Source organism: Paractinoplanes durhamensis, assembly GCF_016862175.1.
Classification (GTDB): Bacteria; Actinomycetota; Actinomycetes; order Mycobacteriales; family Micromonosporaceae; genus Actinoplanes; species Actinoplanes durhamensis.
Genome location: NZ_BOML01000040.1, coordinates 140,027 through 164,549 on the forward strand (window position 1 = coordinate 140,027; position 24,523 = coordinate 164,549).

Below are 24,523 nucleotides of genomic sequence, written 5' to 3' on the forward strand. Positions count from 1 at the left end.
AACCGCCCTTCTCCCGCGATCCGGCGTGGCAATCTCGGCTATGTCATGACTTTGCCGGGAAGGACGGAAGAGGCGTGGGCCGGCGTCGCGGTCTGGAATCCCGACCGCAATCCGCCGGCGATGACCCGGCGCCCGTTGTCCCGCCAGGAGCCCCCGCCGCTCGCCGCCGAGGACGAGCCGGTCGAGCCCCGCCCCGCCCGGTTCCGCCGCCGCATCCTGCTGGCCCTCGTCTACGTCCTGCTGGCCGCCGGAGTTCTCGCCGTGGGCCGATACGTGCGGGCCGACGAGGGCGACCGCATCGTGGTCCCACCGGCCCCGGCCCCCTCGGCTCGACCGGCCGTCGCCACCCCCGCCAAGCCAAAGGTCAGGCTGGCGGGCGCCAGTGGCTCGTTCGCCTACGTGGCCGGCTTCGGGCCGATCGTGGGGAACCGCGGACCGATCCACCGCTTCAAGATCGCGGTGGAGAAACCGACCGCCGGTGCCCTCGATTTCGCGAATCAGGTCAACCGGGTTCTCGGCGACCGCCGCAGCTGGATCGCGAGCCACCGCTTCCGCTTCCAGCGGGTCCCGGAGTCCGCGCACGCCGAGTTCATCGTCTACCTGGCCTCGGCGAAGACATCGGAGCGGATGTGCCGCACCGGCGGGCTGGAGACCGACGGATTCACCTCCTGCCGGGTGCCCCGGAAGGTGATCATCAACGACGACCGGTGGGCGGGGGCCATCCGTGGCTACGGCGCCTCGCTGGACGTCTACCGCGCCTATGCGGTCAACCACGAGGTCGGCCACCAGCTGGGGCACGGCCACCAACGGTGTCCGGGCAAGGGCAAGGTCGCGCCGGTGATGATGCAGCAGACGTACGGTCTGAAGGGCTGCATCGCCAATTCCTGGCCGTACCCGGGCGGTTCGTGAATATTCCCTGTCCCGCATGTCGGGCCGGTGGGCAACGTCATGGCTACGACATCCGTCAACGAGCAACAATGGCTAGCGATCCTTACCGTCAACCCGGGGAGTAAACCGTGGCACTGCCCCCGCTCGTCGAGCCGGCCGCTGAGCTGACCATCGACGAGATCCGCCGCTACTCGCGTCACCTGATCATCCCGGACGTGGGGATGGACGGGCAGAAGCGGCTGAAGAACGCCAAGGTTCTCGCCGTCGGCGCGGGTGGCCTCGGCTCGCCGGCCCTGCTCTACCTGGCCGCCGCCGGGGTGGGCACGCTCGGCATCATCGACTTCGACACGGTCGACGAGTCCAACCTCCAGCGCCAGGTCATCCACGGCGTCTCCGACGTGGGCCGGCCCAAGGCCGAGTCGGCCGCGGACAGCATTCGCGAGATCAACCCGCTGGTGAACGTGATCATTCACAACACCGCGCTGGATCGCGACAACGTCCTGGAGCTCTTCAGCCAGTACGACCTGATCGTCGACGGCACCGACAACTTCGCCACCCGCTACATGGTGAACGACGCGGCCGTGCTGCTCGGCAAGCCGTATGTGTGGGGTTCGATCTACCGTTTCGACGGCCAGGCCTCGGTCTTCTGGGAGGAGCACGGTCCCTGCTACCGCTGCCTCTACCCGGAGCCCCCGCCGCCCGGCATGGTTCCGAGCTGCGCCGAGGGCGGCGTCCTCGGCGTGCTCTGCGCGTCGATCGGCTCGATCCAGGTCAACGAGGCGATCAAGCTGATCACCGGCATCGGTGAGCCGCTCGTCGGCCGGCTGATGGTCTACGACGCCCTGGAGATGGAGTACCGCAAGATCAAGGTCCGCAAGGACCCGAACTGCGCGCTCTGCGGGGAGAACCCGACGGTCACCGAGCTGCTGGAGGACTACGAGGACTTCTGCGGCGCGGTGTCGGCCGAGGCCGAGGAGGCCACTCAGAACGCGACCATCACGGCCCGCGAGCTGAAGGACTGGCAGGACTCCGGCAAGGACGTGTTCCTGGTCGACGTGCGCGAGCCCGCCGAGTGGGAGATCAACCGCATCCCGGGTGCGGTGCTGATCCCGAAGGGGGAGATCCTCTCCGGCGAGGCGCTGTCCCGCTTCCCGCAGGACCGGCAGATCGTGCTGCACTGCAAGTCGGGCGTGCGCTCGGCGGAGGCCCTGGCCGCGATCAAGGCGGCCGGCTTCAAGGACGCCGTGCACGTCCAGGGCGGCATCGTCTCCTGGGTCAACACGGTCGACCCGTCCCTGCCTTCTTACTGACGACTATCACTCTGGGGAGTTGAAACCTAGCTCCCCAGAGTGATCGTTGTGCGTTAACAAACAGAGGCGGATTACCGTTCGGCGTTGTAGCGTCACCGACGTGGTCGATATCGACGCCGCGATCGGGTACGTGGTCGCACATGGCGACACCGTGGAGCGCGCCCGGCTCTCCTACCTGCGCACCCAGCAGGCACCGGCGCCGGCCATCGTCGAGCGCATCGCGGCCGGGCAGACCGCGGCCGGCGGCTGGCCCGCCTCCACCGACGGGGTGATCCCGTCCGTCGACGCCACCTGTTTTCGGCTCAACGAGCTCGATGACCTGGGCGGCCTGCGCGGCGACGTGGTCGACCGCGCGCTGGGCTGGCTGGCCTCTGCACAGCGGATGGACGGCACCTGGCAGGAGAACGAGTCGCTCGCCGCCGAGGCGCCGCCCTGGGCGATGCCGGGCGACCCGGAGGCCACCCTGCACCTGACCGCGCTGGCCGGCTTCTGGTTCACGGTCGCCGAGGTGGAGGTCCACCCGCACCTCGACCAGCCGGCCCGATATGCGAACACTCTCCAGGCCGCGGCCGGCTATTTCGTCTCCCAGCTGCGCCCGGACGGCACCTGGCCGTCGTTCCTGGCGGCCGGCTGGCACGCCACCGGCCTGCTGCACGCCCAGCAGTTCTTCTACGAGTCGGCCCGGGTGCAGCTGGTGCTCGGCGACCGGCTGAACGACATGGCCCCGGCCGATGTGGCCTCGATGGCGGCCGCGCTGTGCCGGGTCAACCTCGGCGACGACTGGCTGCTGCAGGAGGCGCGCAAGCGGCTGGCCGCCACCCAGCGCACCGACGGCGGCTGGGACAGCGCGGAGGGCCCGGCCTTCGACGTGAACACGACGCTGACGGTGCTGCGCGCCTGCCGTTGACAGTCAGTCAGCCCCGGGTGTGGCCGTTGCCGGAGACGATGTATTTCGTGGAGGTCAGCTCGGGCAGGCCCATCGGGCCGCGGGCGTGCAGCTTCTGCGTGCTGATCCCGATCTCGGCGCCGAAGCCGAACTCGCCGCCGTCGGTGAACCGCGTCGACGCGTTGATCATCACGGCCGCCGCGTCCACCCGGGCCGCGAACCGCCGGTTGGTGGTGGCCGACTCGCTGACGATCGCCTCGGTGTGCCCGGTGCCGTAGCGGCGGATGTGGTCGAGCGCGTCGTCCATCGAGTCGACGATCGCCACCGCGATGTCGGCCGACAGGTACTCCCGGCCCCAGTCGTCCTCGGTGGCCGGGACGACGTCGTCGCTGTAGTTGGCCACCCGCGGGTCGCCGTGCACGGTGACGCCCTTGAGCGCCAGCTCCTCCAGCACCAGCGGCAGGAACGAGTCGGCGATGTCGGCGTGCACCAGCAGCGACTCGGCGGTGTTGCAGGTGGACAGTCGCTGGGTCTTCGAGTTGACCGTGACGGCCAGCGCCTTCTCCAGGTCGGCGGACTGATCCACGTAGACGTGGCAGTTGCCCACCCCAGTTTCGATCACCGGAACCGTGGACTCCTCGACGACCGTCCGGATCAGGCTGGAGCCGCCGCGCGGGATGAGCACGTCGACCAGGCCGCGGGCCCGCATCAGCTCCTTGACCGAGTCGCGGGTGGTGGCGTCGAGCAGCTGAATGGTGTCGGCCGGCAGGCCGGTGTCGGCGACCGCCTTGCGCAGCACCGCGACGATGGCGGCGTTCGAGCTGAACGCCGAGCCGGAACCCCGCAGCAGCGCCGCGTTCCCCGACTTCAGGCAGATGCCGGCCGCGTCCGCGGTGACGTTGGGCCGGCCCTCGTAGATGATGCCGACCACGCCGAACGGCACCCGCACCTGGCGCAGCTCGAGCCCGTTGGCCAGGGTCGAACCGCGCACCACGTCACCGACCGGGTCGGGCAGCGCGGCGAGCTGGCGCAGCCCGTCGGCCATCGCCTCGACCCGGGCCGGGGTGAGCGTGAGCCGGTCGATCATCGCCTCGGTCTGGCCGGCGTCGCGCGCATTGTTCACGTCCACCGCGTTCGCGGCCACGATGTCCTCGGCCCGTTCGACCAGGCGGTCGGCCATCAGCAGCAGCGCCCGGTCCTTCTCGGCCCGGGTGGCGGCGGCCAGATCGATCGAGGCCACACGCGCGTCGGCGGCCTGCTTCAGCACAGTCGTCATCCGGAGCTCCCGTTACAGAAGGACGAGGTCGTCACGATGGACCACCTCACGTTCATAGCCTGGTCCGAGTGCGGCCGCCAACTCGGGGGTGGAACGGCCGAGCAGCGCGGGCAGCTCGACGGCGTCGTAGTTGACCAGGCCGCGGGCCACCGGCGCGCCGGAGCCGGCATCGACCAGGTCGACCGGGTCGCCGGCCGCGAACGAGCCGTCCACCGCGGTGATCCCGGCCGGCAGCAGTGACTTGCGCCGGGCCACCACCGCGGTGACCGCGCCCGGGTCGAGGTGCAGCCGGCCGCGCGGCGCGGTGGCGTGGGCCAGCCAGAACAGTCGAGCGGCCGGGCGGTGCTCAGCCGCCCGGAACAGGGTGCCCACGTCGTCGCCGGTCATCACCGATCCGGCCTGCGGCGCCGAGGTCAGCACGACCGGGATGCCGAAGCCGGTGGCGATCCGGGCCGCCTCCACCTTGGTCACCATGCCGCCGGTGCCGACCCCGGACTTGCCGGGCGTCGAGACCTTGACGCCGGCCAGGTCGTCGTCGCCGGTCACATACGGAATCCGGCGGGACGCCGGGTCGGACGGGCTGCCGGTGTAGAGCGCGTCCACGTCGGAGAGCAGCACCAGCAGGTCGGCGTCGACCAGGGCGGCCACCAGCGCGGCGAGCCGGTCGTTGTCGCCGAACCGGATCTCCTCGGTGGCGACCGTGTCGTTCTCGTTCACGATCGGCACCGCGCCCAGGTCGAGCAGCTTGCGCAGGGTCCGGTACGCGTTGCGGTAGTGCACCCGCCGGGTCACGTCGTCGACGGTGAGCAGCACCTGGCCGACGGTCAGGCCGTGCCGGGCGAAACCCGCCGCATACCGTCCGATCAGCAGGCCCTGCCCGACCGAGGCCGCGGCCTGCTGGGTGGCCAGGTCGCGCGGGCGTCGGCGCAGCCGCAGCGGCGCCAGGCCGGCCGCGATGGCACCGCTGGAGACCAGCACCACCTCGCGCCCGTGGGTGGCCAGGCCGCCGAGCACGTCGACGAGGGCATCGACCCGCTGCTCATCCAGGCCGCCGGCCGCCGTGGTCAGGGAGGACGAACCCACCTTGACCACGATGCGGCGCGCACCGGTCACCACTTCGCGCACCCGGCCCATTGTGCTCGGGTGGGTCGCCCGGACCGAGTCGAGATCCCATATCGTGGCCCGGGTGACACCGCAGGAGTACGTGGAAGAGGTGCTTTCACTCGTCGAGCGCATCCCGGCGGGCAAGGTCATGTCGTACGGTGCGGTCGCCGACGCGCTCGCCGAGGTCTCCGGGCGTAACTCGGCCCGGCAGATCGGCAACATCATGGCTCGCCATGGTGGCGGCGTGCCGTGGCACCGGGTGGTGAACAGCGCCGGACGGATGCCGCCCGGCCACGAGCAGGAGGCCCGGCAGCGGTTGCTGAGCGAGGGCGTCCCCTTGAAAGGTGATCGTGTGGACGTGTCCCGAGCCCTGTGGATGCCGTGATGGAAACCGGACAGGCGAGTAAGACGGCCTACAGCGCGGCCCGCTACCGGGCCGCGCACCAGTTCCTGGAGCTCGGCGCGATCTTCAAGGACCCGCTGGCCCCGCGCATCCTCGGCGCGACCGCGGAGGAGTTGCAGGCCGACGCGCCCCGCCGGGCGATGCGGATGTTCATCGCGGCCCGGCACCGGTTCGCCGAGGACGCGCTGGCCGCGGCCGTGCGGCGGGGCGTGCGGACGGTGGTGGTGCTGGGCGCGGGGCTGGACACGTTCGCCTACCGCAACCCGTTCGAGGACGTGCGGGTGATCGAGGTCGACCACCCGGACACCCAGGCCTGGAAGCGGGAGCGGCTGGCCGCGACCCACATCGAGGTGCCGCCGGGGGTGTCCTACACCGGCGTCGACTTCGAGAAGGAGTCGCTGGCCGACCGGCTGCGGCTGGACGGGCCGGCGTTCTTCGTCTGGCTCGGCGTCGTCCCCTACCTGACCAGGGCGGGTTTCGACGAGACGCTCGGCTTCGTGGCCGGGGCGCCGGGCAACGAGGTGGTCTTCGACTACGCCCAGTCCCCGGCGAAGATGGCGCCGGAGCGGCGGGCCGCCCTGGAGGCCCGGGCCGCGCGGGTGGCCAAGATCGGCGAGCCGTGGCTGACCTACTTCGAGCCGGCCGAGATCGCGGCCGACCTGACCGGGCTCGGCTTCAGCGAGATCGAGGACCTCGGGCCGGCCCAGCTGGCCGCGCACTTCTTCGGCCGCAGCGACGTCCCGGCCGACACGCCGGGCGGGCACGTGCTGCGGGCGGTCAGGTAAGCCCGATGAAGGCGGCGGCGCCGCGCATCTGGAACTCGAAGAAGCCCCGGCGGTCGTCGTCGACCGAGTTCTTGAGCTGGCCGAACAGCTCGGCGCTGACCGCGCCGTTGAGCTGGAAGTAGGCCGACATCGCGGAGCCGACGAGCCGGGGCGGGACGTTCGGGCCGAACTGCTCGGCGACCGCGGTCAGCTCCTCGACGTAGCGGCCGGTGGGCTCCGGTCGCGGTTCGATCTCGCCGGCCTGGTAGCCGGCCTGCACGATCGCGGCGATCGCCATGATCACCCGGGTGGCGGGCCCGATCGTGTCCTGCGGCGCCTGATAGCCGGGGACCGGGCTGCCGTAGATCAGGGCCCACTGGTGCGGGTCGGCGAGCGCCCAATCGCGTACGGCATGGGAAAGCGCGAGAAGCCGATCGGCCTGGCCCTCGGCCGGTCGGGCCGACGCCGTCTCGGCGGCGGCACCGACCCCGTCGTACGCCTCGATGATCAGCGCCGTGAGCAGGTCGTCCCGGCTCGCGAAGTAGCGGTAGACGGCGGACGAGGCCATGCCCACGTCCCGGGCGACCGCGCGCAGCGACAGGTTGGCCCCGTCGGTGGCGAGGTGCCGGCGGGCCACCGTCTTGATCTCTTCGGTCATCTCGGCCCGGACCCGGGCGCGAACTCCTGAGGCGCTCATGCGGACCAGTGTGCCATAACGAGAGCACTGCTCTTGTATTTCCCGCAAACGCGTGAGACTGTTGTTCCCAACAGAGAGCACTGCTCGCTAAGGAGAACAGCTATGTCGAACCACGTCATCATCGGCTCCGGCCCGATCGGCTCCGCCATCGCTCGGCTCCTCGTCGACCAGGGCGAAAGCGTCCGGATGATCACCCGCAGCGGAAGTGGCCCCGACCTGCCGGGCCTGGAACGGGTCGCCGCGGACGCCTCCGACGCCCGCCGGCTGACCGAGCTGTCGGCCGGCGCCGAGACCGTCTACAACTGCGCGAACCCGAAGTACACCGAGTGGGAGCGCCTCTGGTTCCCGATGAACGACGCGATGATCGCCGCGGCCAAGGCGGCCGGCGCGGTCTACGTGATCACCGGGAACCTCTACGGCTACGGCCCGCAGCCCGGCGGCCGGATGACCGAGAACACGCCGCTGGCCGCGGTCGGCCGCAAGGGCAAGGTCCGGATCAAGATGTGGCGCGACGCGCTCGACAGCGGGGTGCGCACGGTCGAGGTGCGCGGCTCCGACTACGTCGGCGCCGGCGCGATCGGCGTGTTCAGCTCGGTGCTGCTGCCGGCCATCCAAAGCGGGCGTACGGCGTGGGCCCCCGGCAACCCCGACCTGCCGCACAGCTTCACCTACACCGGCGACATGGCCCGCACCATGGTCACCCTGGCGCGCGACGAGCGGGCTTACGGCAAGGCCTGGCACGCCCCGACCCAGCCCGCCATCACCATCCGCGAGCTGGCCGACCGCTACACCGCGCTGACCGGCCGGCCCCGGGTGAAGATCCGCAAGATGCCGCGGTTCGTGATGCGCACCGCCGGCCTGGTCGTCCCGATGGCCCGTGAGCTGGCCGAGATGGACTACCAGTTCTACGCACCGTTCCACCTGGACAGCCGGCTGACCGAGGACACCTTCGGCCTCAAGCCCACCGACCTGGCCGTCCCGCTGCGGGAGACCGCCGCCGACGCCCAGAACGTGGCCGCCCGCCGGATGAACTAGAGAAGCCGGATGAACTAGAGAAGCCGGATGAACTAGAGAAGCAGGCCGACGCCGGCCCGGCGGGGATCACCCGCCGCGCCGGCCTGGCCGACCGCGGTGACCCCGCCGAAGTAGTGATTGAGGCCGGACCACTGCTCGATCTTCCAGCCGGCCTCGGCCAGCGCCGCCAGCTCGTCACCGGGGTAGCCGCCCTCGGCGTGCACGGTGTCGCCGACCACGTGGAAGCGCGACCGGCCGATGGCCGTGGCCATGTCGAGGTCGTCGGCCAGCACCCCGAGCAGCGTGTCGATCAGGGCCGTGCGGATCCGCGACGCACCGGCCGAGCCGGCCGCCACCGCCAGCCGCCCGTCCGGGTCGATCACCACGAGCGGGCACATGTTGGACGGCATCCGGCCACCCGGCGCGAGGTCGTCGGTGATCAGCTCACCCTCGCCGAGCATCGAGTTGAGGTTGATGCCCAGCCCGGGCAGCCACACCCCGGAGCCGAGCCCCAGCGTCGTGGTGATCACGCAGGCGTTCCCCTCGGCATCCACCACCGACACGTTGGTGGTGTCGCCGACCCGCTGCCGCCCCTGGTCGCGCAGCGCCCCGGCCAGCCCGACCGCCCGAGCGGGCCGGGACAGGTCGGCGGGCAGCGCCCCGATCGTGTCGACCACCCGGTTCAGATCGTGCCGGGCCCGCACCTGGTAGTCGCCGAGGGTGGCCCGATCGACGTGCGTCTCGAGCACCGCGTACGCGGCGAGGTCGCGCGGACCGAGTGAACCGCCCGCGCCGCGCACCGCGTCGACGATGACCGGGGCGAAGTCGCCGGTGTAGAAGATCGACGGGCCGGCCACCGCGAGAGCGTCGAGCGCGGTCGCCAGGCCGGGGTGGAAGAGCAGGTCACCGCCCTGCAGCCGCTTCCCGTTCGGGGTGTAGATCGCGGCGCCCTCGCCGTAGGCCAGCGCGGGCGCGCACGAGTCGAGCGTGCGGGCGTGCGCCTCCGGGGTCGGCACCCCGGTCTTGGCCAGCGTCAACGCGGGCGCCACCAGCTCGGCCCAGGGCAACCGCCCCCACCGCCGGTGCACCTCGCCGCAGCCGGCCGGCACCCCGGGCACCGCCGCGCTCGCCCCGCCGATCGAGTAGACCTGCGGCAGGCCGCCGAAGAACACGTCCACCGAGATCATCGGCCCGGGTTCGGCGTCGCCGTCCAGGCCGGGCGCCGCCACGAAGAAGTCGAGGCAGGTGACCTCGCCGGTGGCCACCTCGAAGTAGGTGGCGAACCCGCCACCGCCCAGCCCGGTGAAGATCGTCTCGGTCACGCAGGTGGCCAGGACGGCCGCCACCGCCGCGTCCGCCGCCGTTCCGCCGTCCTGCAGGATCTGCAGGCCGGCCTGTGCGGTCGCCGGGTGGCTGGCAGCGACGCCGGCCGGAACGCTTTTCATCTGGCGAAGCGTAGGCGCCGCGGCAAGATCGTGGTTAGCATGCGCGACCATGACGACCACCGGTCCCTCTCCGGAAGTACAACCGGCCGAGCAGTTGCCTCGCCGCGTGCTGGCCGGTTACTCCCTGGGTTCGCTGGTCACGGGTGCCTTCGGCACCGTGCCGGGTTTGCTCCTGCTGCCCTATCTGACCGATACGTTAGGTGTTGCGGCGGGGGTGGCCGGTCTGCTGGTCCTGCTACCGAAGGCCTGGGACGTGCTGGTCAATCCGATCGCCGGCCGGGTCTCCGACCGTCGCGGCGACCGGCGTTCCTTCCTGCTGGTCGCCGGCCTGGTGCTCGCCGTGCTGTTCGCGGCCATCTTCGCCGGTCCCGTCGGCAGCGGCGCCGGGGCCGGCGCCTACGTCGCGATCGCCTTCCTGGCCGCCGCCACCGCCTACGCGTTCTTCCAGGTGCCCTACGTCGCGATGCCGGCCGAGCTGACCGACGGGTACGCCGAGCGCACCCGCCTGATGACCTGGCGGGTCGCCGTGCTGGCGCTGGCCATCCTGGTCTCCGGGGCGCTGGCCCCGCTCGTCGTCGACCGGACCGGTGGTGGCCTGGTCGGCCACCGGTGGTCCGGCATCTTCGTCGGTGTCCTGATCGTCCTGGGCACGCTCGGCGTCTACTTCGGCACCCGCTCGGCCGAGACCCGCGCCGCCGGCGAATCCGAGCCGAACCTGCGTAGCCAGCTGCGCATCGCCGCCGCCAACCGTCCCTTCCGCGCGCTGCTGCTCTGCTGGATCCTGCAGGCCGTCGGCATCGGCACGATGCTGGCCGGAGTGCAGTACTTCGCCGACCACGTGGTCGAGACCGACTCCGGCGCCACCTTCCTCTTCGCCGCCTTCGTCGGCCCGGCGTTGCTGGTCATGCCGTTGTGGAGCCGGGTGGGCGCCCGCTTCGGCAAGCTCCGCTCGCTGATCGCCGGTTCGCTGCTCTTCGCGGCCGGCGCGCTGATCCTGCTGACCGCCACCACGCTGCCGCCGGTGGCGGTCTATCTGGTGGTGGCCCTGATCGGCTGTGGCTACGCCGGTCAGCAGGTCTTCTCCCTGTCGATGCTGCCCGACTGCATCGCCTACGACACCGCGCGGACCGGCCGCCGCCAGGCCGGTGTCTTCACCGGGCTGTGGACGGCGGGGGAGACTCTCGGGCTGGCCCTCGGCCCCGGCATCTACGCCTTGATCCTCCAGCTCTTCGGCTATGTCTCGTCGTCGACCGGGGAGGCCGCCACCCAGGACGGCACCGCCCGGCTCGGCGTGCTGCTCGGCTTCACCGCGGTGCCCGCCGTGCTGGTCGGCGCCGCGGTCCTGCTGCTGGGCGCCTACCGGGACGTCGAGCGGTAGCGACTACCGTCAACTCATGTTCGAAGCGTTGCCCGAGCAGGGCGTCCCCGGTGCGCAGATCCTCGACGAGCTGCGTGAGCTCCGCCGGGCCGACCTGCCCACGCACGGTGGCCGCCTGTTCGCCTACGTCTACGACCCCGCCCTCGACGGCCTCGACGAGCTGGCCCAGGCTGCCTACGCGATCTCGGCGCACGTCAACGGCCTCGACCCGACCGCCTTTCCGTCGCTGCTGGCGATGGAGAACGCGCTGGTCGGCGCCGCGGCCCGGCTGCTGGGCGGCGACCAGGAGACGGTCGGCAGCGTCACCAGCGGCGGCACCGAGTCGCTGATCCTGGCGGTCAAGGCGGCCCGCGACAGCCGTCCCGAGCCGGCCACCCCGCGCCTGGTGATCCCGTCCACCGCGCACGCCGCGTTCGCCAAGGCCGCGCACTACCTGCGGGTGGCGCTCGACGTGGTGCCGGTCGGCGCCGACCTGCGCGCCGACCCGGCCGCCATGGCCGCCGCGATCACCGCCGACACGGTGCTGGTGGTGGCGTCCGCGCCGTCCTACGCGCACGGCGTGGTCGATCCGATCCCGCAGCTGGCCGCGATCGCCGCCGAGCGCGGCGTGCGCTTCCACGTGGACGCCTGCTTCGGTGGCTGGGTCCTGCCCTACCTTCGCCGGCTCGGGGCCGACCTGCCGCCGTTCGACCTGTCCGTTCCCGGCGTCACCAGCATCTCGGTCGACCTGCACAAATACGCCTACGCCCCGAAGGGTGTCTCGGTCCTGCTGCACCGCACCGAGGAGCTGCGCCGCCCGCAATACTTCGCGTTCGCCGGCTGGCCGGGCTACACGATGATCAACCCGATCGTGTCCTCCACCCGCTCCGGCGGCCCGATCGCCGGTGCGCTGGCCACGATGCGCCACATCGGCGACGCCGGCTACCTGGAGCTGGCCCGCAGCACCCGGGAGGCGGTCGGGGTCCTGGCCGCGGCGGTCACCGAGACCGACGGGGTCAGCCTCTTCGCCCCGCCGGAGACCAGCGTGGTGTGCCTGACCGCGGAAGATCCGTTCGTGCTGGCCGACGAGCTGGCCGCCCGCGGCTGGCACACGCAGCCGCAGATGTCGTTCGGCGACCTGCCCGCCACGATTCACCTGACCGTGACGGCGGCGATCGCGCCCACCGCCAAGGAGTTCGCCGCCGACCTGGCCGCCGCCGTGGCCGCGACCCGAGAGCGCGGCCCGGCACCGGTGCTCGACCTGACCGGCCTCACTCCCGAGATGATCACGCCGGACCTGGTGGCCGGCCTGGCCGAGGGCCTCGGCCTGGGCGGCGGCGACTTCAGCCGGATGGCCGCGGTCAACTCGCTGCTCGACACCGTCCCGCCGGCCGTGCGCGAGGCGCTGCTGACCAGCTTCCTCAGCCTGCTGCAGCGTCCGGCGAAGACCACAGAGTAGGTTGACGACGTGGCCGGTCTGCCAGGAGTGCTCGGGGAGCCCATCCGGTTCGTTCTGAACTGGGGGAGGCGCTATTCGCTCTGGGTGTTCAACTTCGGGCTGGCGTGCTGCGCGATCGAGTTCATCGCGTCCAGCATGAGCCGGCACGACTTCATGCGCCTCGGGGTGATCCCGTTCGCGCACGGCCCCCGCCAGGCCGACCTCATGGTCGTCTCCGGCACGGTCACCGACAAGATGGCCCCGGCCATCAAGCGGCTCTACGACCAGATGCCCGAGCCGAAATACGTGATCTCGTTCGGCTCCTGCTCCAATTGCGGCGGCCCCTACTGGGATTCCTATTCGGTGACCAAGGGCGTCGACCAGCTCATCCCGGTCGACGTCTACGTGCCCGGCTGCCCGCCCCGCCCGGAGGCGTTGCTGCACGGCATCCTGCGCCTCCAGGAGAAGATCGCGGCCGAGCAGTCCGGGCCCGGCGGAGTGTCGCGCCCCGATCCACTGGCCGCCATCGGAAGCCGGCCGCGCGACGCTTCCTCTCTGACTGCCCCGATGGTCACTCCGCCGATGGTCGCCGCCGACTAGTCTGCGCGTTATGAGCCCTCGCGCGGATTTCATCATCGACGTTCTCACCAGGGAATTCGGCGAGCTGATGGCGCTCGATCCGGCCGCCTTCCGCCGCAAGTTCCGCAAGATGGCGGCGTCGCCGTTCGCCTTCTACCGGGGCAGCGCCTCGCTCTTCTACGCCGACCTGACGAGTGCGTTCCAGGACGACAGCTTCCTCGACGCGCGGACCAGCCGGGTGTGGATCCACGGCGACCTGCACGCGGAGAATTTCGGCACCTACATGAATTCGTCCGGCGTCCTGGTCTTCAACGTCAACGACTTCGACGAGGCGTATGTCGGGCCCTTCTCCTGGGACCTCAAGCGCTTCGCCGCCAGCCTCGCCCTGATCGGCTATTCGAAGGCGCTCTCCGACGACAACATCAGCACGCTGGTCCGGGCGTTCGCCCAGTCCTACCTGATCGAGCTGCGGGCGATCGCGGCCGGCGGCGACGACGCGATCGGCTCGATCACCCTCGACACGGCGGACGGCGTGCTGCGCCGCGTGCTGCAGGAGGCACGCCTCAACACCCGGGTCGACCTGCTCGCCGGCCAGACCACGATCGATGACTACGAGCGCCGGTTCTCGCTGGGCGACGGCGTCTACGAGGTCGACGAGGTGACCTCGTCGCTGGTGGAGGCCGCGTTCACCGACTATCTGGGCACCCTGCCCGAGGCGAGCCGCCCGGTGTCCACCACCATCAAGGACATCAAGCTGCGCAAGGGCGTGGGCATCGGCTCGGCCGGCCTGCCGTCCTACAACATGCTGCTCGAGGGCCACACCCAGGCCCTGGAGAATGACGTGATCATCTACATGAAGCAGGCGCAGGTGCCGGCCGTGGCCCGGTGGATCGACGACGACCGGGTGAAGGCGCACTTCAAGCACCAGGGCCACCGCACCGCCGAGTCGCAGCACGCCCTGCAGGCGCACGCCGACCCGTGGGTCGGCTACACCACGCTCAACGGCATCGGCCAGCTGGTCGCGGAGGTCTCACCGTATGCCGCCGACCTCGACTGGGCCGACGTCAACGAGCCCGACGAGCTGCTCGGCGTGATCACCGACCTGGGCCGCGCGGTCGCCCGGATGCATTCGGTCGCCGACGACGAGTCCAGCCACGATCTGGTCGACTTCTCCACCGAGGAGGCCATCGCCGCGGCCGTCGACAAGGACGAGAAGGGCTTCGTCGAGCACCTGGTCGAGTTCGCCCACCGCTACGGCGACCAGGCCCGCGAGGACCACCAGGACTTCGTCGACCTGTTCCGCAACGGACGGCTGCCCGGCCTCTGATCGGGAAAAGGCCGGAAAACCATAGGATGACGCCATGACGCCCGAAGAGGTCGGCGAACGCCTGGTCACGCTCATGGCGGACTACCAGCCGGACGCCCCGGACATGGAGGACGCGACCGCGTCCGTCTCCGGTGGCGGCCCCGGCCACGAGCGCGCCGTCGTCGACGTGCCGGTCGCCCGCTGGTGGGAGGCGATCGGCACGGCGAAGCACAACGGCGCGCTGGGCTGCGACTTCTTCGACTGGCTGTCCGCCGTCGACGAGCTGGAGGAGGGCTTCTCCGTCCTCTGCCACCTCTACTCGACTCGCCGCAAGCACTCGCTGCTGCTGCGCACCCGGGTCCCTCGGGAGGACCCGGTGGTCGAGTCGGTGGTCGAGCTGTTCCCCGGCGCCACCTGGCACGAGCGCGAGACGTTCGAGATGTTCGGGATCACCTTCGCCCGCCACCCCGACCTGAAGCCGCTGCTGCTGCCGCCCGGTTTCGAGGGCCACCCGCTGCGCAAGGAGTTCGTCCTGGCCGCCCGGGTCGCCAAGGCCTGGCCGGGCGCGAAGGAGCCGGGCGAGTCGGAGGCGGGCACGGCCAAGCGGGCCCCGATGCGGCCGCCCGGCGTGCCCGATCCGGCCGAGTGGGGCCCGCGGGCGGGGGACAAGTAATGCCGCTCTGGCTCGACCTGACCATCCGGGTGGTTGCCGTGGTGGTCGGCTTCCTCACTCTCCCGCTCATCGTCGGCCAGGCCGAGCACAAGGTGATGGCGCACATGCAGGGGCGCCTCGGCCCGATGTATGCGGGCGGTTACCACGGCTGGGCGCAGCTGGTCGCCGACGGCGTGAAGTTCGTCCAGAAAGAGGACATCGCCCCGCGCGACGCCGATCGCCGGGTCTTCCGCCTGGCGCCGCTGGTCGCGCTCTTCCCCTACCTGCTGGTGCTCCTGGCCATCCCGCTGGGCCCCGACCTGGTCGCCCAGCCGCTGGATGTGGGCCTGTTCTTCGTGCTCGCCGTCCTCGGCGTGGGCGTGCTCGCCGTGCTGATGTCGGCGTGGGCGAGCGCCAACAAATACAGCCTGCTCGGCGGCCTGCGCGGCGCGGCCCAGCTGCTCGGCTACGAACTGCCGCTGGTGCTGGCCGCGGCGAGCGTCGCGATGGCGGCCGGCACGCTGAGCCTGCCCGGCATCGTCGAGGCGTGGAAGCCCTGGTGGCTGCTCTGGCAGGCACCGGCCGCGATCATCTTCTTCATCGCCGGCCTGGCCGAGATCCGCCGCCCCCCGTTCGACATGCCGATCGCGGATTCGGAGCTGGTCTTCGGCTACATGACCGAATACACCGGGCTGCGTTTCGCGTTCTTCCTGCTCGCCGAATATGTCGGCATCATCGTGATCGCCGCCCTGACCACGGTCCTGTTCCTGGGCGGCTGGCACGGCCCGCTGTCCGACCAACTCGGCTGGCTGTGGACCCTGCTGAAGATCTTCGCGCTGTCCTTCGTGATCATCTGGCTGCGGGTGACCTACCCCCGGCTGCGCGAGGATCAGCTGCAGCGTCTCTGCTGGCTGGTCCTGGTGCCGTTGGCGCTGGCTCAGTTGGTATTGACCGCCGCGGTAAAGATCGCGACGTAGTGAGGGTTGTTCAGGACGGTTGAGACCATCCCGTTCACCCGACGGCAGCCTGCAACTCAAGGTAGGTCCTGAATAACCCTCAATCCGCGGGGGTGTGCTCGCATCAAAACCCCCGACGGGGCAGGATGTGCGTTTGTGACTGATGACGGGGAGCGGGGCACGCCGGGTAAAGGGCTGGTGCAGGGGCTCGCCGTCACCCTCAAGACGATGACCAAACGGTCGACCACCCGGCAATATCCGGACGTCGAGCCGGAACTCCCGCCGCGCAGCCGAGGCGTGATCGCGCTGCTCGAGGAGAACTGCACGGTCTGCATGCTCTGCGCGCGCGAATGCCCCGACTGGTGCATCTACATCGATTCGCACAAGGAAGAGGTCGTCGTTCCGGGCGCCGCCCGCGCGCGGCAGCGAAACGTCCTCGACCGCTTCGACATCGACTTCTCGCTCTGCATGTACTGCGGCATCTGCATCGAGGTCTGCCCGTTCGACGCGCTGCACTGGACGCCCGAGTTCGAATACGCCGAGACCGACGTGCTCGATCTGCTGCACGACAAAAATCGGCTGGGTGAGTGGATGCGCACGGTGCCTCCGCCGCCGGCTCACGACGTGCTCGGCGAACCTTCGAAGGAGGAGGCGACGGCCGCGCGGAAAGCTGCGGGTCCGGGGGCGGCAACTGCGGCGAAGACGAATGTACGCCGAGCCTCTCCGACAACCGCAGAACGACCGAACCGCGCTGCTCAAGCCCAGCCCGAACCCCCGGAGCAACCGCAGTGACCGTGGCGGACGCGCTGCTGCTGGCGCTCGGTCTGATCGCGGTCGGTTCCGGCGCGCTCGTGGTCACCAGCAGCCACCTGGTCCGGGCCGGCTTCTACCTGGTGGTGAGCCTGGGCGCGATCGCCGGTCTCTACCTGGTGATGGGCGCCGAGCTGGTCGCCTGGGTGCAGGTGCTGGTCTACGTGGGCGCCGTGGTCGTGCTGCTGCTGTTCGCGGTGATGCTGACCCGGGCCCCGATCGGCCCGTCGGATGACCTGGACCGGCCGAAGGCCCCGGCCGTGATCATCGGCGCCGGTGTCGGCTTCGGACTGACCGCGCTGCTGGCCGACGCGTTCCGCTGGACCGAGTTCGAGCTGCCCCCGCCCGGCAACGCCGAGCGGGTCGGCGAGCAGGTCTTCGGCGCCTGGGTGCTGCCGTTCGAGGTGCTGTCGATCCTGCTGCTGGCCGCCCTGATCGGCGCGATCGTGCTGTCCCGCCCCGACCTGGGCGCCCGCGTCGACCCGTCGGCGCCGGAGCCGGCCCCGCCGCCGGACCCGGTCGACGAGTCGGCCGAGGTGGTGGCCCGCCTGGAGCGGATCGCCGCCCGCCAGGCCGCCGCGCAGGCCCGGGTGCGGCAGGCCCGCGCCGACCAGGAGGCGGCCGAGGCAGCGGCGAACGCGCCGGCCCCCGAGCCCGAGCCGGAGGACCCGCGCCGGCGGGCGGCCCACAACCTCATCTTCGAGGCCCACGACGCCCGGCCGAAGATCGGCGAGCCGGGCCAGGCCGAGGTCATCGACTCGCGGATCATTCCCGGCGAGAGCGTGGTGGAGAGCGAGGAGCCGATCGAGCGCCCCGCGCGGCAGCAACCGGCCATCGAGGGCAACGTCGTCGAGGGCGAGTTGGTCGAGGACAAGCCGGCCGCCGCCCGGCCGGACAAATCGGGCATCGAGGGTCACGCGGACCGCCTGGCACTCCCGGCGAGTGACGACGAGAAGGAGCAGTGATGCACGCGGTCATCCCGTACGTCATCGCCTCTCTGCTCTTCGCCCTCGGCGTCTACGGCGTCCTGCGCCGGCGCAACGCGATCCTGGTCCTGATGGCGGTCGAGCTGATGCTCAACGCGGTCAACCTGATCCTGGTGGCGGCGGACGCGACGGTCCGCTCGGTGCTGGCCGGCGTGCGCCCCGAGGCCTGGGCCTATCCGGTGCCGGAGCCGCGGTCCGGCGCCATCTTCGCGCTGTTCATCATCGTGCTGGCCGCCGCCGAGGTGGGCGTCGGCCTGGCGATCGTGTTGCAGTACTACCGCCTGCACCGGGCCGTGAACCTGGACGAGGTGGTGCTGGATGAGCACGACCACGAGAAGCAGGTGACGTCGTGACCGCCGCGGCCTTCGGTGCGCTGATCCCGGGCGCACCCCTCCTGCTGGGTCTCGCCGGTCTGCTGATCCGGCCCGGCGACGATGACGAGCACCACACGCCACGCCGGCTGGCCGCCGGTCTCGGCATCTTCGGCGCCGCCGTCGCACTCGCCGTGACCGTGGAACTGCTACTCGGCGCGACCATGCCGCTCGCCGCCAACACGCACTGGATCGGCATCGGCGACATCGACGTCACGCTCGGTTTCTCGGCCGACCTGGCGGCGCTCTACATCGCTCTCGCGGTCGGTGTGGTCGCCCTGTTCGTGCAGATCTACTCGGTGGCCTACCTGCACGACGACCCCCGCTACGCGCCGTACGCCGCCCAGGTCAGTCTGTTCACCGGCGCGATGCTGCTGGTCGTCACGTCCGGCGACCTGATCGGCATGCTGGTCGGCTGGGAGGTGATGGGCGCCTGCTCGTACCTGCTGATCGGCCACGACCGCCGGTTGCCCGAGGCGCCGGCCGCCGCGGTGAAGGCGTTCGTGGTCACCCGGGTCGGCGACGTCGGCTTCCTGCTCGGCATCGCGCTGCTGGCGGTCGACGCCGGCACCACCCGGATCAGCGTGATCCTCACCCACGACTACGGCCACGGCACGCTGACCGCCGCGTTGCTGCTGGTGCTGGCCGGGGTGGCCGGCAAGAGCGCCCAGTTCCCGCTGCACACCTGGCTGCCCGACGCGATGGCCGGCCCGACCCCGATCTCGGCCCTGATCCACGCGGCCACCATGGTCGCGGCCGGCGTCTACGTGGTGTTCCGGCTCTACCCGCTCTACGCGCAGTCGCCGGCCGCGCTGGCCGTGCTGGGCGTCGCCGCGTCGATCACGATCCTGCTGGGCGCGCTGAGCGCGACCGCGCAGGACGATCTGAAACGGGTGCTGGCCTGGTCGACGGTCAGCCAGATCGGCTACATGACCGGCGCGCTGGCCGTGGGTTCGCCGGCCGCCGCCCTGTTCCACCTGCTCACCCACGCCGCGTTCAAGGCGCTGCTGTTCCTCGCGGCCGGCGCGGTGATCCACGCGGTGGGCACCAACTACCTGTCCCGGATGGGCGGCTTGCGCGAGCACATGCCGATCACGTTCTGGTCGTTCGTGGTCGGGCTCGGCGCGCTGGCCGGGCTGCCGCCGTTGGCCGGCTTCTGGTCGAAGGAGAACGTGCTGGCCGCGGCCGCGCACGCCACCGACGGCAGCGGTCCGGCCCCGGTCTGGGTGGCCTGGTTGGTGTGGGTGGCCGCGCTGTTCGCGGTGGCGATCACCGCCTGGTATGCGACCCGTCTCCTCCTCTGCGCGTTCTTCGGCATCTCCCGCGCACACGGCCCGGACGGCCCGGACTGGGAGGTCGGCTTCGACGACGCCCAATACACCCCGCCGCACGCCCCGCACGACCCACCCGGCCTGATGCGCTGGCCGATCCTGCTGCTCGCGATCCCGGCCGCGCTGCTCGGCCTGGCCGCCTACGCCCCCGGCTTCCGACAGGCTCTTGAGCTGGCGGACCCGCACCTGGGCGTGGCCGTGGTGCTGCCGCTCGTGCTGCTCGCGCTCGGCGCCGGCTCCGCCTGGTGGCGGTGGCGGGCGGCGCCGGGCACCGACCCGGCCCTGGTGCTCGGCCCGGCCCGGCCGTTCCTCGCCGCCGGGTTCCGCCTCGACGACGTGCAGAACCGCCTGGTCGTCCGCCCGGTGAAACAGCTCGCCCGGCTGGCCCGCAAGACCGACGAGCGGGTCGTCGACGCCGCGGTCGAGGGCACCGGCACCGGCACCAGCTGGCTGGGGGAGCTGGTCGCCGAGATGCACCGGATCGCGCTGCCCTGGGCCGCGCTCATCGTCTTCGCCGGCGCCCTGCTGCTGACCGTCTGGTTCGGAGTCGCCTCGTGAACGCCTACCAGGTGATGCTGGTCGCTACGGTGGCTCTGCCGGCCGTCGGGGCGGGCCTGCTGTCGATGCTTCCGGCCAAGCGCGCCGGGATCATCGCGACCGTCTTCGCCGCCGCGGCCCTGATCCCGATCGTCGCGCTGGCGTTCGCCGCCGACGACGACGACGGGATCAGATCAGGGGCGGCCATCCACCCCTGGGCCGAGGTCGATCTCTCCTGGGTGCCGGCCCTGCACCTCGACTTCCACCTGGGCGTCGACGGCGTGTCCTATCCGCTGGTCGCGCTGACCGGGCTGCTCACCCTGCTCTGCTGCGCGTACACGATGTGGCGTGCGCCGGCCGGCGGCTCACCGCGTACCCTCCTGGTCCTGCTCTTGATCTTGGAAGCCGGCATCCTCGGCACCTTCCTCTCCCTCGACCTGATCCTGTTCTTCCTGTTCTTCGAGGTCACCCTGCTGCCGATGTACGCGGTGATCGCCGGTTGGGGTGGCGAGGACCGGCGCCGCGCGGCCCGCAAGTTCGTGCTCTACACACTCTTCGGCTCGATGCTCCTGCTGATCGGCGTGCTGACCGTGGCCGTCCACGCCGGCACCGCCGACCTGGTCGCCCTCACCGGCGGAACCGGGCTGACCAAGGGCACCCAGTACGCCGCCTTCGCCCTGTTCGCCGTCGCGTTCGCGGTGAAGGCCCCGCTCTGGCCGCTGCACACCTGGCTGCCGGACGCGCACACCCAGGCCCCCACGGTCGGCTCGGTGATCCTGGCCGGCGTGCTGCTGAAGATGGGCACCTACGGCCTGATCCGGGTCGGGCTCGGCGTGACCCCGCTCGGCGCCGAGTGGGCGTCGCCGCTGCTGGGCATCCTGGCCGCGGCCGCGATCCTGGCCGGCGCCCTGATCTGCCTGCGGCAGACCGAGCTGAAGCGGCTGATCGCCTATTCGAGCGTCGGCCACATGGGTTTCGTGCTGCTCAGCATCGCCACCCTGACCACCACCGGCGTCCAGGCCGCGCTGCTCGGCAACGTGGCCCACGGGCTGATCACCGGCCTGCTGTTCTTCCTGGCCGGGGCGATCAAGGACCGGGCGCACACCGGCGAGCTGGCCGACCTGGGTGGCCTGCGGGAGACCGCGCCCCGGCTGGCCGGCCTGCTCGGGTTCGCCGCGATCGCGTCGCTCGGGTTGCCCGGGCTGGCCGGGTTCTGGGGTGAGGCGTTCGCGGTGGTCGCCGCGGTCGAGCGCGGTGGTGTCCTCTGGACGATCCTGGCGGTGCTGGCCGCGATCGGCGGTGCGCTGACCGCCGCGTACTTCCTGCGGTTGCTGCGCAAGGTGACGCACGGCCCGGTGGGTACGCCGGTGGCGCCGGCGATCGCCGGCGCCGAATGGTTCGCGTGGTCGCCGCTGGTCGCCCTGACGCTTGCCGTGGGCCTGGTGCCGTCGCTGGTGCTGGCCGCGACGTCGCTGCCGGTGGAGGCGCTGATCCCATGACCATCGACCACGTGACGCTGCTGCCGCTCTACGCGGCGTCCGGGACCGCCGTCCTGGTGCTGCTGATGGATCTGCTCGTCGCCCGGCGCGGCATCACGGTCGGCGTGCTCGCTCTGGGCGGGGTGGCCACCGCGGTCGGTGCGATCGTGGCCGGCACCCGCCCGCCGACGTTCTGCGCGGGCGCCGAATGCTCGTGGGTCCCGACGCCGCTGGCCGCGGTGATGGCCGTGATGTTCGCGGCGCTCACCGTCGGCGTGCTGGCCCTGTCGGTGCCGTCGCTGCGGATCGGCGCGGCCCCGCCCGGCGAGTTCTGCTTCCTGCTCGCCGCGTCGATGACCGGCGGCGTCGTGATCGGCTACGCCGGCGACCTGATCTCGCTGATCGTCGGGCTGGAGACACTGACCCTGCCGCTCTACATCCTGGTCGGCCTGCGCCGCTTCGGCCCGGGCGAGAAGGTCAGCACCGCGGGCGCCTCCGCCTCGATCACGTTCTTCCTGATCAGTGTCGTGTCCACGGCGATCGCGCTGCTCGGGGTGGCCCTCAATTACGCCGCCACCGGCGTGATCCACCTCAATCATCTGGTCGCCGGGATCGGCCCGCTCGGCCCGGTCGCGCAGACCGGCGCCGCGCTGCTGGTGATCGGCTTCGCCTTCAAGGTGGCGGCCGTCCCGATGCACGCGTGGGCGCCGCCGACCTACGAGGGCTCGCCGCTGCCGGTGGCCGCCTACCTGTCCACCGCCTCGAAGCTGGGCGGCGTGCTGGCCCTGATCGCGATCGTGTCCAGGCTGGACACCGGGCCGGTGGTGGCCGCCCTCGCGGTGCTCACCATGACGACCGGCAACCTGGTCGCGCTGCGCCAGCAGCGGATGGTGCGGCTGCTCGCCTGGTCGTCGATCGCCCAGGCCGGCTACATCCTGGCCGCGCTCGCGCTGGGCGCCGCGGGGGTGCGGGCGGCCGGCGTCTACGCGGTGTTCTTCGTGCTGCTCGAGTTCCTCGCGTTCGGCGTCGTGGTCGCGCTGCGGCCGCCCGCCGCGAACGGCGGTGACCTGCTCGCCTACCGCGGGGCCGGCCGCCGGCACCCGTGGCTGGGCGCGGCGATGGTGCTGGCCCTGGCTGGGCTGGCCGGCCTGCCGCCCGGTCTGGTCGGCATGTTCGCCAAGGTCACCGTGGTGGACGCGCTGCTCGCCGAGGGCTGGGGCTGGCTGGCCGGTTTCGTGGCGCTGAACGCGGTGATCGGCCTGGCCTACTACGTGCGGGTCGGCGCCAACCTCTACGTGACGCCGCCCAAACCCGGCATCCAGATCGTCGACCCGGATCTGCTGGAGGCGGTCACCCACCCGCGCCTGCCGGTGACCCGCCCGGTGGCGGCCGCGCTGATCGCCGCGGCGGTCGCGGCGGTGGCGATCGGCTTCGCGCCGCAGCTGCTGTTCGACGCGCTCAGCTGATCCGGCGCTCGACCTCGGCGCGCATGCCGTCGGGCAGCGCCTCGGCGTCGAGCAGCCGGGCGAGGCGCGCCGGTTCGAGCATGTAGACCTGGAACGCCTCGGCGATGCTCACGCTCTTGTCCGGCCGGTGGACGACCGTGATCGGGTCGCCGGTCTGCACGAAGCCGGGCGTCACGATGCGCAGGTAGGCGCCGGTGCGGTTCTCCTTGGTGAACCGCTTCAACCACTTCGGCTCCGCCATCCGGGCCTGGAACGTGGCGCACGGGATGCGGCCGAACGTGGGCTGCAACTCCAGCTCCTCGCCGACCCGCCACACCTCGCCGATCATCGCGCCGTTCACGTCGATCCCGAGCGTGGTGAGATTTTCCCCGAAGGCGCCGCCGGCCAGCTGCCGGTCGAGCTGCTTCTCCCACCAGTCGTAGTCCTCCCGGGCGTACGCATAGACCGCCTGATCGTCCCCGCCGTGGCTCTTGATGTCGCCGATCGGGTCGCCGACCAGCCCGCTGTGCAGCCCGGTCGTCTTCGGCCCCGGCCGCCGCACCTGCACCGGGTGGTCGACCGGCCGCTTGTCGATCCCGGTCATCGCGAGCTTCTTGGCCGGGTTGGCGCGCGGCACCCCGACATTCACCGAAAGCACCGTGCCGTCACTCACGAAACTCCACCACCACTCGATCCTCGATGGGCTGATACCCCAACCGCTGGTAGAGCCCGTTACTTGTCGGATTGGCCAGGTCGGTGACGAGCACGACCGCCGCGGCGCCCAGGTCCAGCGCGTCCCTGGTGGCCACGGTAGTGGCCGCTCCCGCATACCCGCGACCGCGAAACTCCTTCGGCGTCCAGACCATCTGCACCCGGACCATGCCTGCCCCGAGCCGGGAGCGGACCGCCATCGACACCGGCCGTCCGTCGTCCTCCCAGAGCACGACCCCGCCGTACCCGATCCGGTCGTCGACGGCCGCCCCGAAGTCGCCGCTGTGCTCCTCGCCGATCTCGTCGTAGAACTCGGCATGCCAGCGCAGCAGCAGATCGCGGTCGTCGGCGGTGGCCGTCCGCGACCGCCCGCCCGGCGCGGCCGGCGGCACCAGAGTGTCCAAGAGGTACAGCCGGGTGCGCATCTTCACGGTCGCCGCGGTCTTGCGGCCGGCCACGAACTCGTCGATATCGTCGGCCACCAGGTTCACTCCGGTCAGCGGCCGGTCGGCAAGCGCCTCGACCGCGGCCGGAACGGCCCCGGCGGGCAGGGCACTGAACATCATCGGGTGTGGCGGGGTCTGCAGGAGCACAGCGCCCGACGGCCCACGCCAAAAGCCGAAAACCGGTTCCCCCGGCCCGTACGCATGAAGTCCGCGCCGCCGCAACGTGTCGATCAGCGTGAGAAACACGGTGTGCTGGACCGGACGCGACCGCAAGAATTCTTCCGCGGCCGAGGCGAAGGCCTCGAGGTCCGCGGTCAGCTCCCAAGACATGTA

The 24,523-nt window shown here is 71.4% G+C and carries 23 protein-coding genes and 1 pseudogene; 18 read left to right on the top strand and 6 right to left on the bottom strand.

All coding sequences use genetic code 11. The features are described from left to right. The first annotated feature begins 45 nt into the window (after window positions 1-45). From Adu01nite_RS25700 to Adu01nite_RS25710, 3 genes are all read left to right on the top strand, one after another. Window positions 46-909: a DUF3152 domain-containing protein gene (locus Adu01nite_RS25700; protein WP_203730094.1), complete on the top strand. Its 864-nt coding sequence runs from the start codon at window positions 46-48 to the stop codon at window positions 907-909. Window positions 910-1,016: 107 nt separating this feature from the next. Then, entirely contained in the window at window positions 1,017-2,198 is a 1,182-nt protein-coding gene (gene moeZ / locus Adu01nite_RS25705; RefSeq protein WP_203730096.1) for an adenylyltransferase/sulfurtransferase MoeZ, read from the top strand. A gap of 100 nt (window positions 2,199-2,298) precedes the next feature. Then, complete coding sequence (locus Adu01nite_RS25710) at window positions 2,299-3,105, top strand: prenyltransferase/squalene oxidase repeat-containing protein (protein ID WP_203730098.1); 807 nt, start codon at window positions 2,299-2,301, stop codon at window positions 3,103-3,105. A 7-nt stretch (window positions 3,106-3,112) separates the two neighbouring features. On the opposite strand, the gene Adu01nite_RS25715 is transcribed toward Adu01nite_RS25710, so the two are convergent. Both Adu01nite_RS25715 and proB read right to left on the bottom strand, forming a co-directional pair. Further along, a complete protein-coding gene (locus Adu01nite_RS25715; RefSeq protein WP_203730100.1) occupies window positions 3,113-4,360 on the bottom strand; it encodes a glutamate-5-semialdehyde dehydrogenase in 1,248 nt (415 codons plus the stop codon). 12 nt (window positions 4,361-4,372) lie between these two features. Then, window positions 4,373-5,485 carry a glutamate 5-kinase gene (gene proB, locus Adu01nite_RS25720; protein WP_203730102.1) on the bottom strand — a complete coding sequence of 371 codons (1,113 nt, stop codon included), beginning with the start codon at window positions 5,483-5,485 and terminating at the stop codon, window positions 4,373-4,375. 61 nt (window positions 5,486-5,546) lie between these two features. Here proB and Adu01nite_RS25725 point away from each other — a divergent pair, with 61 nt between their 5' ends. Beyond that, window positions 5,547-5,849, top strand: a complete 303-nt coding sequence (locus Adu01nite_RS25725; RefSeq protein WP_203730104.1) for an MGMT family protein — start codon at window positions 5,547-5,549, stop codon at window positions 5,847-5,849. Next, window positions 5,849-6,652: a class I SAM-dependent methyltransferase gene (locus Adu01nite_RS25730; protein ID WP_203730106.1), complete on the top strand. Its 804-nt coding sequence runs from the start codon at window positions 5,849-5,851 to the stop codon at window positions 6,650-6,652. Before Adu01nite_RS25725 ends, Adu01nite_RS25730 begins: the two co-directional genes overlap by 1 nt. Here the strand turns inward: Adu01nite_RS25730 and Adu01nite_RS25735 are convergent. After that, a complete protein-coding gene (locus tag Adu01nite_RS25735) occupies window positions 6,645-7,328 on the bottom strand; it encodes a TetR/AcrR family transcriptional regulator (protein ID WP_203730108.1) in 684 nt (227 codons plus the stop codon). The two genes, Adu01nite_RS25730 and Adu01nite_RS25735, sit on opposite strands and share 8 nt — an antisense overlap. A gap of 102 nt (window positions 7,329-7,430) precedes the next feature. On the opposite strand from Adu01nite_RS25735, the gene Adu01nite_RS25740 reads away from it, so the two are divergent. Then, entirely contained in the window at window positions 7,431-8,363 is a 933-nt protein-coding gene (locus Adu01nite_RS25740; protein WP_203730110.1) for an NAD-dependent epimerase/dehydratase family protein, read from the top strand. Window positions 8,364-8,395: 32 nt separating this feature from the next. Here Adu01nite_RS25740 and Adu01nite_RS25745 read toward each other — a convergent pair whose 3' ends face one another. Continuing rightward, window positions 8,396-9,787 carry a gamma-glutamyltransferase gene (locus tag Adu01nite_RS25745; protein WP_203730112.1) on the bottom strand — a complete coding sequence of 464 codons (1,392 nt, stop codon included), beginning with the start codon at window positions 9,785-9,787 and terminating at the stop codon, window positions 8,396-8,398. Window positions 9,788-9,836: 49 nt separating this feature from the next. Here Adu01nite_RS25745 and Adu01nite_RS25750 point away from each other — a divergent pair, with 49 nt between their 5' ends. The 12 genes and pseudogenes from Adu01nite_RS25750 (at window position 9,837) to Adu01nite_RS25805 (ending at window position 23,054) form a co-directional block, all read left to right on the top strand. Continuing rightward, window positions 9,837-11,165, top strand: a complete 1,329-nt coding sequence (locus tag Adu01nite_RS25750; protein WP_203730114.1) for an MFS transporter — start codon at window positions 9,837-9,839, stop codon at window positions 11,163-11,165. A gap of 16 nt (window positions 11,166-11,181) precedes the next feature. Next, window positions 11,182-12,603: a pyridoxal phosphate-dependent decarboxylase family protein gene (locus tag Adu01nite_RS25755; protein ID WP_203730116.1), complete on the top strand. Its 1,422-nt coding sequence runs from the start codon at window positions 11,182-11,184 to the stop codon at window positions 12,601-12,603. A 9-nt stretch (window positions 12,604-12,612) separates the two neighbouring features. Then, window positions 12,613-13,182, top strand: a complete 570-nt coding sequence (locus Adu01nite_RS25760; protein WP_203730118.1) for an NADH-quinone oxidoreductase subunit B — start codon at window positions 12,613-12,615, stop codon at window positions 13,180-13,182. Between the two features lie 10 nt (window positions 13,183-13,192). Further along, window positions 13,193-14,488, top strand: a complete 1,296-nt coding sequence (locus tag Adu01nite_RS25765; protein WP_203730120.1) for a DUF2252 domain-containing protein — start codon at window positions 13,193-13,195, stop codon at window positions 14,486-14,488. A gap of 34 nt (window positions 14,489-14,522) precedes the next feature. After that, complete coding sequence (locus tag Adu01nite_RS25770) at window positions 14,523-15,140, top strand: NADH-quinone oxidoreductase subunit C (RefSeq protein WP_203730122.1); 618 nt, start codon at window positions 14,523-14,525, stop codon at window positions 15,138-15,140. Then, the gene (gene nuoH, locus Adu01nite_RS25775) at window positions 15,140-16,096 is read left to right on the top strand and encodes an NADH-quinone oxidoreductase subunit NuoH (RefSeq protein WP_203730124.1); all 957 of its coding nucleotides are present in this window, start codon (window positions 15,140-15,142) and stop codon (window positions 16,094-16,096) included. Before Adu01nite_RS25770 ends, nuoH begins: the two co-directional genes overlap by 1 nt. A gap of 135 nt (window positions 16,097-16,231) precedes the next feature. Then, window positions 16,232-16,867, top strand: a complete 636-nt coding sequence (locus tag Adu01nite_RS25780) for a NuoI/complex I 23 kDa subunit family protein (RefSeq protein WP_203730126.1) — start codon at window positions 16,232-16,234, stop codon at window positions 16,865-16,867. After that, window positions 16,864-17,421: pseudogene (locus Adu01nite_RS25785) on the top strand (NADH-quinone oxidoreductase subunit J family protein); the annotation flags it as partial. The gene Adu01nite_RS25780 and the pseudogene Adu01nite_RS25785, both read left to right, overlap by 4 nt. Before the next feature lie 428 nt (window positions 17,422-17,849). After that, entirely contained in the window at window positions 17,850-18,224 is a 375-nt protein-coding gene (nuoK, locus tag Adu01nite_RS25790; protein WP_203730127.1) for an NADH-quinone oxidoreductase subunit NuoK, read from the top strand. After that, on the top strand, window positions 18,221-20,131 hold the full coding sequence (locus tag Adu01nite_RS25795) for an NADH-quinone oxidoreductase subunit 5 family protein (protein WP_203730129.1): 1,911 nt from the start codon (window positions 18,221-18,223) through the stop codon (window positions 20,129-20,131). The genes nuoK and Adu01nite_RS25795 overlap by 4 nt, the downstream gene beginning before the upstream one ends. 14 nt (window positions 20,132-20,145) lie before the next feature. Then, a complete protein-coding gene (locus tag Adu01nite_RS25800) occupies window positions 20,146-21,609 on the top strand; it encodes a complex I subunit 4 family protein (RefSeq protein ID WP_203730298.1) in 1,464 nt (487 codons plus the stop codon). Beyond that, window positions 21,606-23,054: an NADH-quinone oxidoreductase subunit N gene (locus Adu01nite_RS25805; RefSeq protein ID WP_203730130.1), complete on the top strand. Its 1,449-nt coding sequence runs from the start codon at window positions 21,606-21,608 to the stop codon at window positions 23,052-23,054. The genes Adu01nite_RS25800 and Adu01nite_RS25805 overlap by 4 nt, the downstream gene beginning before the upstream one ends. Here Adu01nite_RS25805 and Adu01nite_RS25810 read toward each other — a convergent pair. Together Adu01nite_RS25810 and Adu01nite_RS25815 are read right to left on the bottom strand one after the other, a co-directional pair. After that, a complete protein-coding gene (locus Adu01nite_RS25810; RefSeq protein ID WP_203730300.1) occupies window positions 23,047-23,637 on the bottom strand; it encodes an MOSC domain-containing protein in 591 nt (196 codons plus the stop codon). The genes Adu01nite_RS25805 and Adu01nite_RS25810 overlap by 8 nt on opposite strands. 61 nt (window positions 23,638-23,698) lie before the next feature. Then, entirely contained in the window at window positions 23,699-24,520 is an 822-nt protein-coding gene (locus Adu01nite_RS25815; protein ID WP_203730132.1) for a GNAT family N-acetyltransferase, read from the bottom strand. Window positions 24,521-24,523 lie beyond the last annotated feature (3 nt).

What these genes read in the sequence shown, in the direction of transcription:
- Adu01nite_RS25715 (WP_203730100.1), bottom strand. Translation starts at nt 4,360, where the DNA reads ATGACGACTGTGCTGAAGCAGGCCGCCGACGCGCGTGTGGCCTCGATC.
- nuoK (WP_203730127.1), top strand. Translation starts at nt 17,850, where the DNA reads ATGCACGCGGTCATCCCGTACGTCATCGCCTCTCTGCTCTTCGCCCTC.
- Adu01nite_RS25730 (WP_203730106.1), top strand. Translation starts at nt 5,849, where the DNA reads ATGGAAACCGGACAGGCGAGTAAGACGGCCTACAGCGCGGCCCGCTAC.
- nuoH (WP_203730124.1), top strand. Translation starts at nt 15,140, where the DNA reads ATGCCGCTCTGGCTCGACCTGACCATCCGGGTGGTTGCCGTGGTGGTC.
- Adu01nite_RS25740 (WP_203730110.1), top strand. Translation starts at nt 7,431, where the DNA reads ATGTCGAACCACGTCATCATCGGCTCCGGCCCGATCGGCTCCGCCATC.
- Adu01nite_RS25765 (WP_203730120.1), top strand. Translation starts at nt 13,193, where the DNA reads ATGAGCCCTCGCGCGGATTTCATCATCGACGTTCTCACCAGGGAATTC.
- Adu01nite_RS25735 (WP_203730108.1), bottom strand. Translation starts at nt 7,328, where the DNA reads ATGAGCGCCTCAGGAGTTCGCGCCCGGGTCCGGGCCGAGATGACCGAA.
- Adu01nite_RS25800 (WP_203730298.1), top strand. Translation starts at nt 20,146, where the DNA reads ATGCTGGTCGCTACGGTGGCTCTGCCGGCCGTCGGGGCGGGCCTGCTG.
- Adu01nite_RS25745 (WP_203730112.1), bottom strand. Translation starts at nt 9,787, where the DNA reads ATGAAAAGCGTTCCGGCCGGCGTCGCTGCCAGCCACCCGGCGACCGCA.
- Adu01nite_RS25700 (WP_203730094.1), top strand. Translation starts at nt 46, where the DNA reads ATGACTTTGCCGGGAAGGACGGAAGAGGCGTGGGCCGGCGTCGCGGTC.
- Adu01nite_RS25810 (WP_203730300.1), bottom strand. Translation starts at nt 23,637, where the DNA reads ATGACCGGGATCGACAAGCGGCCGGTCGACCACCCGGTGCAGGTGCGG.
- Adu01nite_RS25805 (WP_203730130.1), top strand. Translation starts at nt 21,606, where the DNA reads ATGACCATCGACCACGTGACGCTGCTGCCGCTCTACGCGGCGTCCGGG.
- Adu01nite_RS25815 (WP_203730132.1), bottom strand. Translation starts at nt 24,520, where the DNA reads ATGTCTTGGGAGCTGACCGCGGACCTCGAGGCCTTCGCCTCGGCCGCG.
- Adu01nite_RS25750 (WP_203730114.1), top strand. Translation starts at nt 9,837, where the DNA reads ATGACGACCACCGGTCCCTCTCCGGAAGTACAACCGGCCGAGCAGTTG.
- Adu01nite_RS25755 (WP_203730116.1), top strand. Translation starts at nt 11,182, where the DNA reads ATGTTCGAAGCGTTGCCCGAGCAGGGCGTCCCCGGTGCGCAGATCCTC.
- Adu01nite_RS25770 (WP_203730122.1), top strand. Translation starts at nt 14,523, where the DNA reads ATGACGCCCGAAGAGGTCGGCGAACGCCTGGTCACGCTCATGGCGGAC.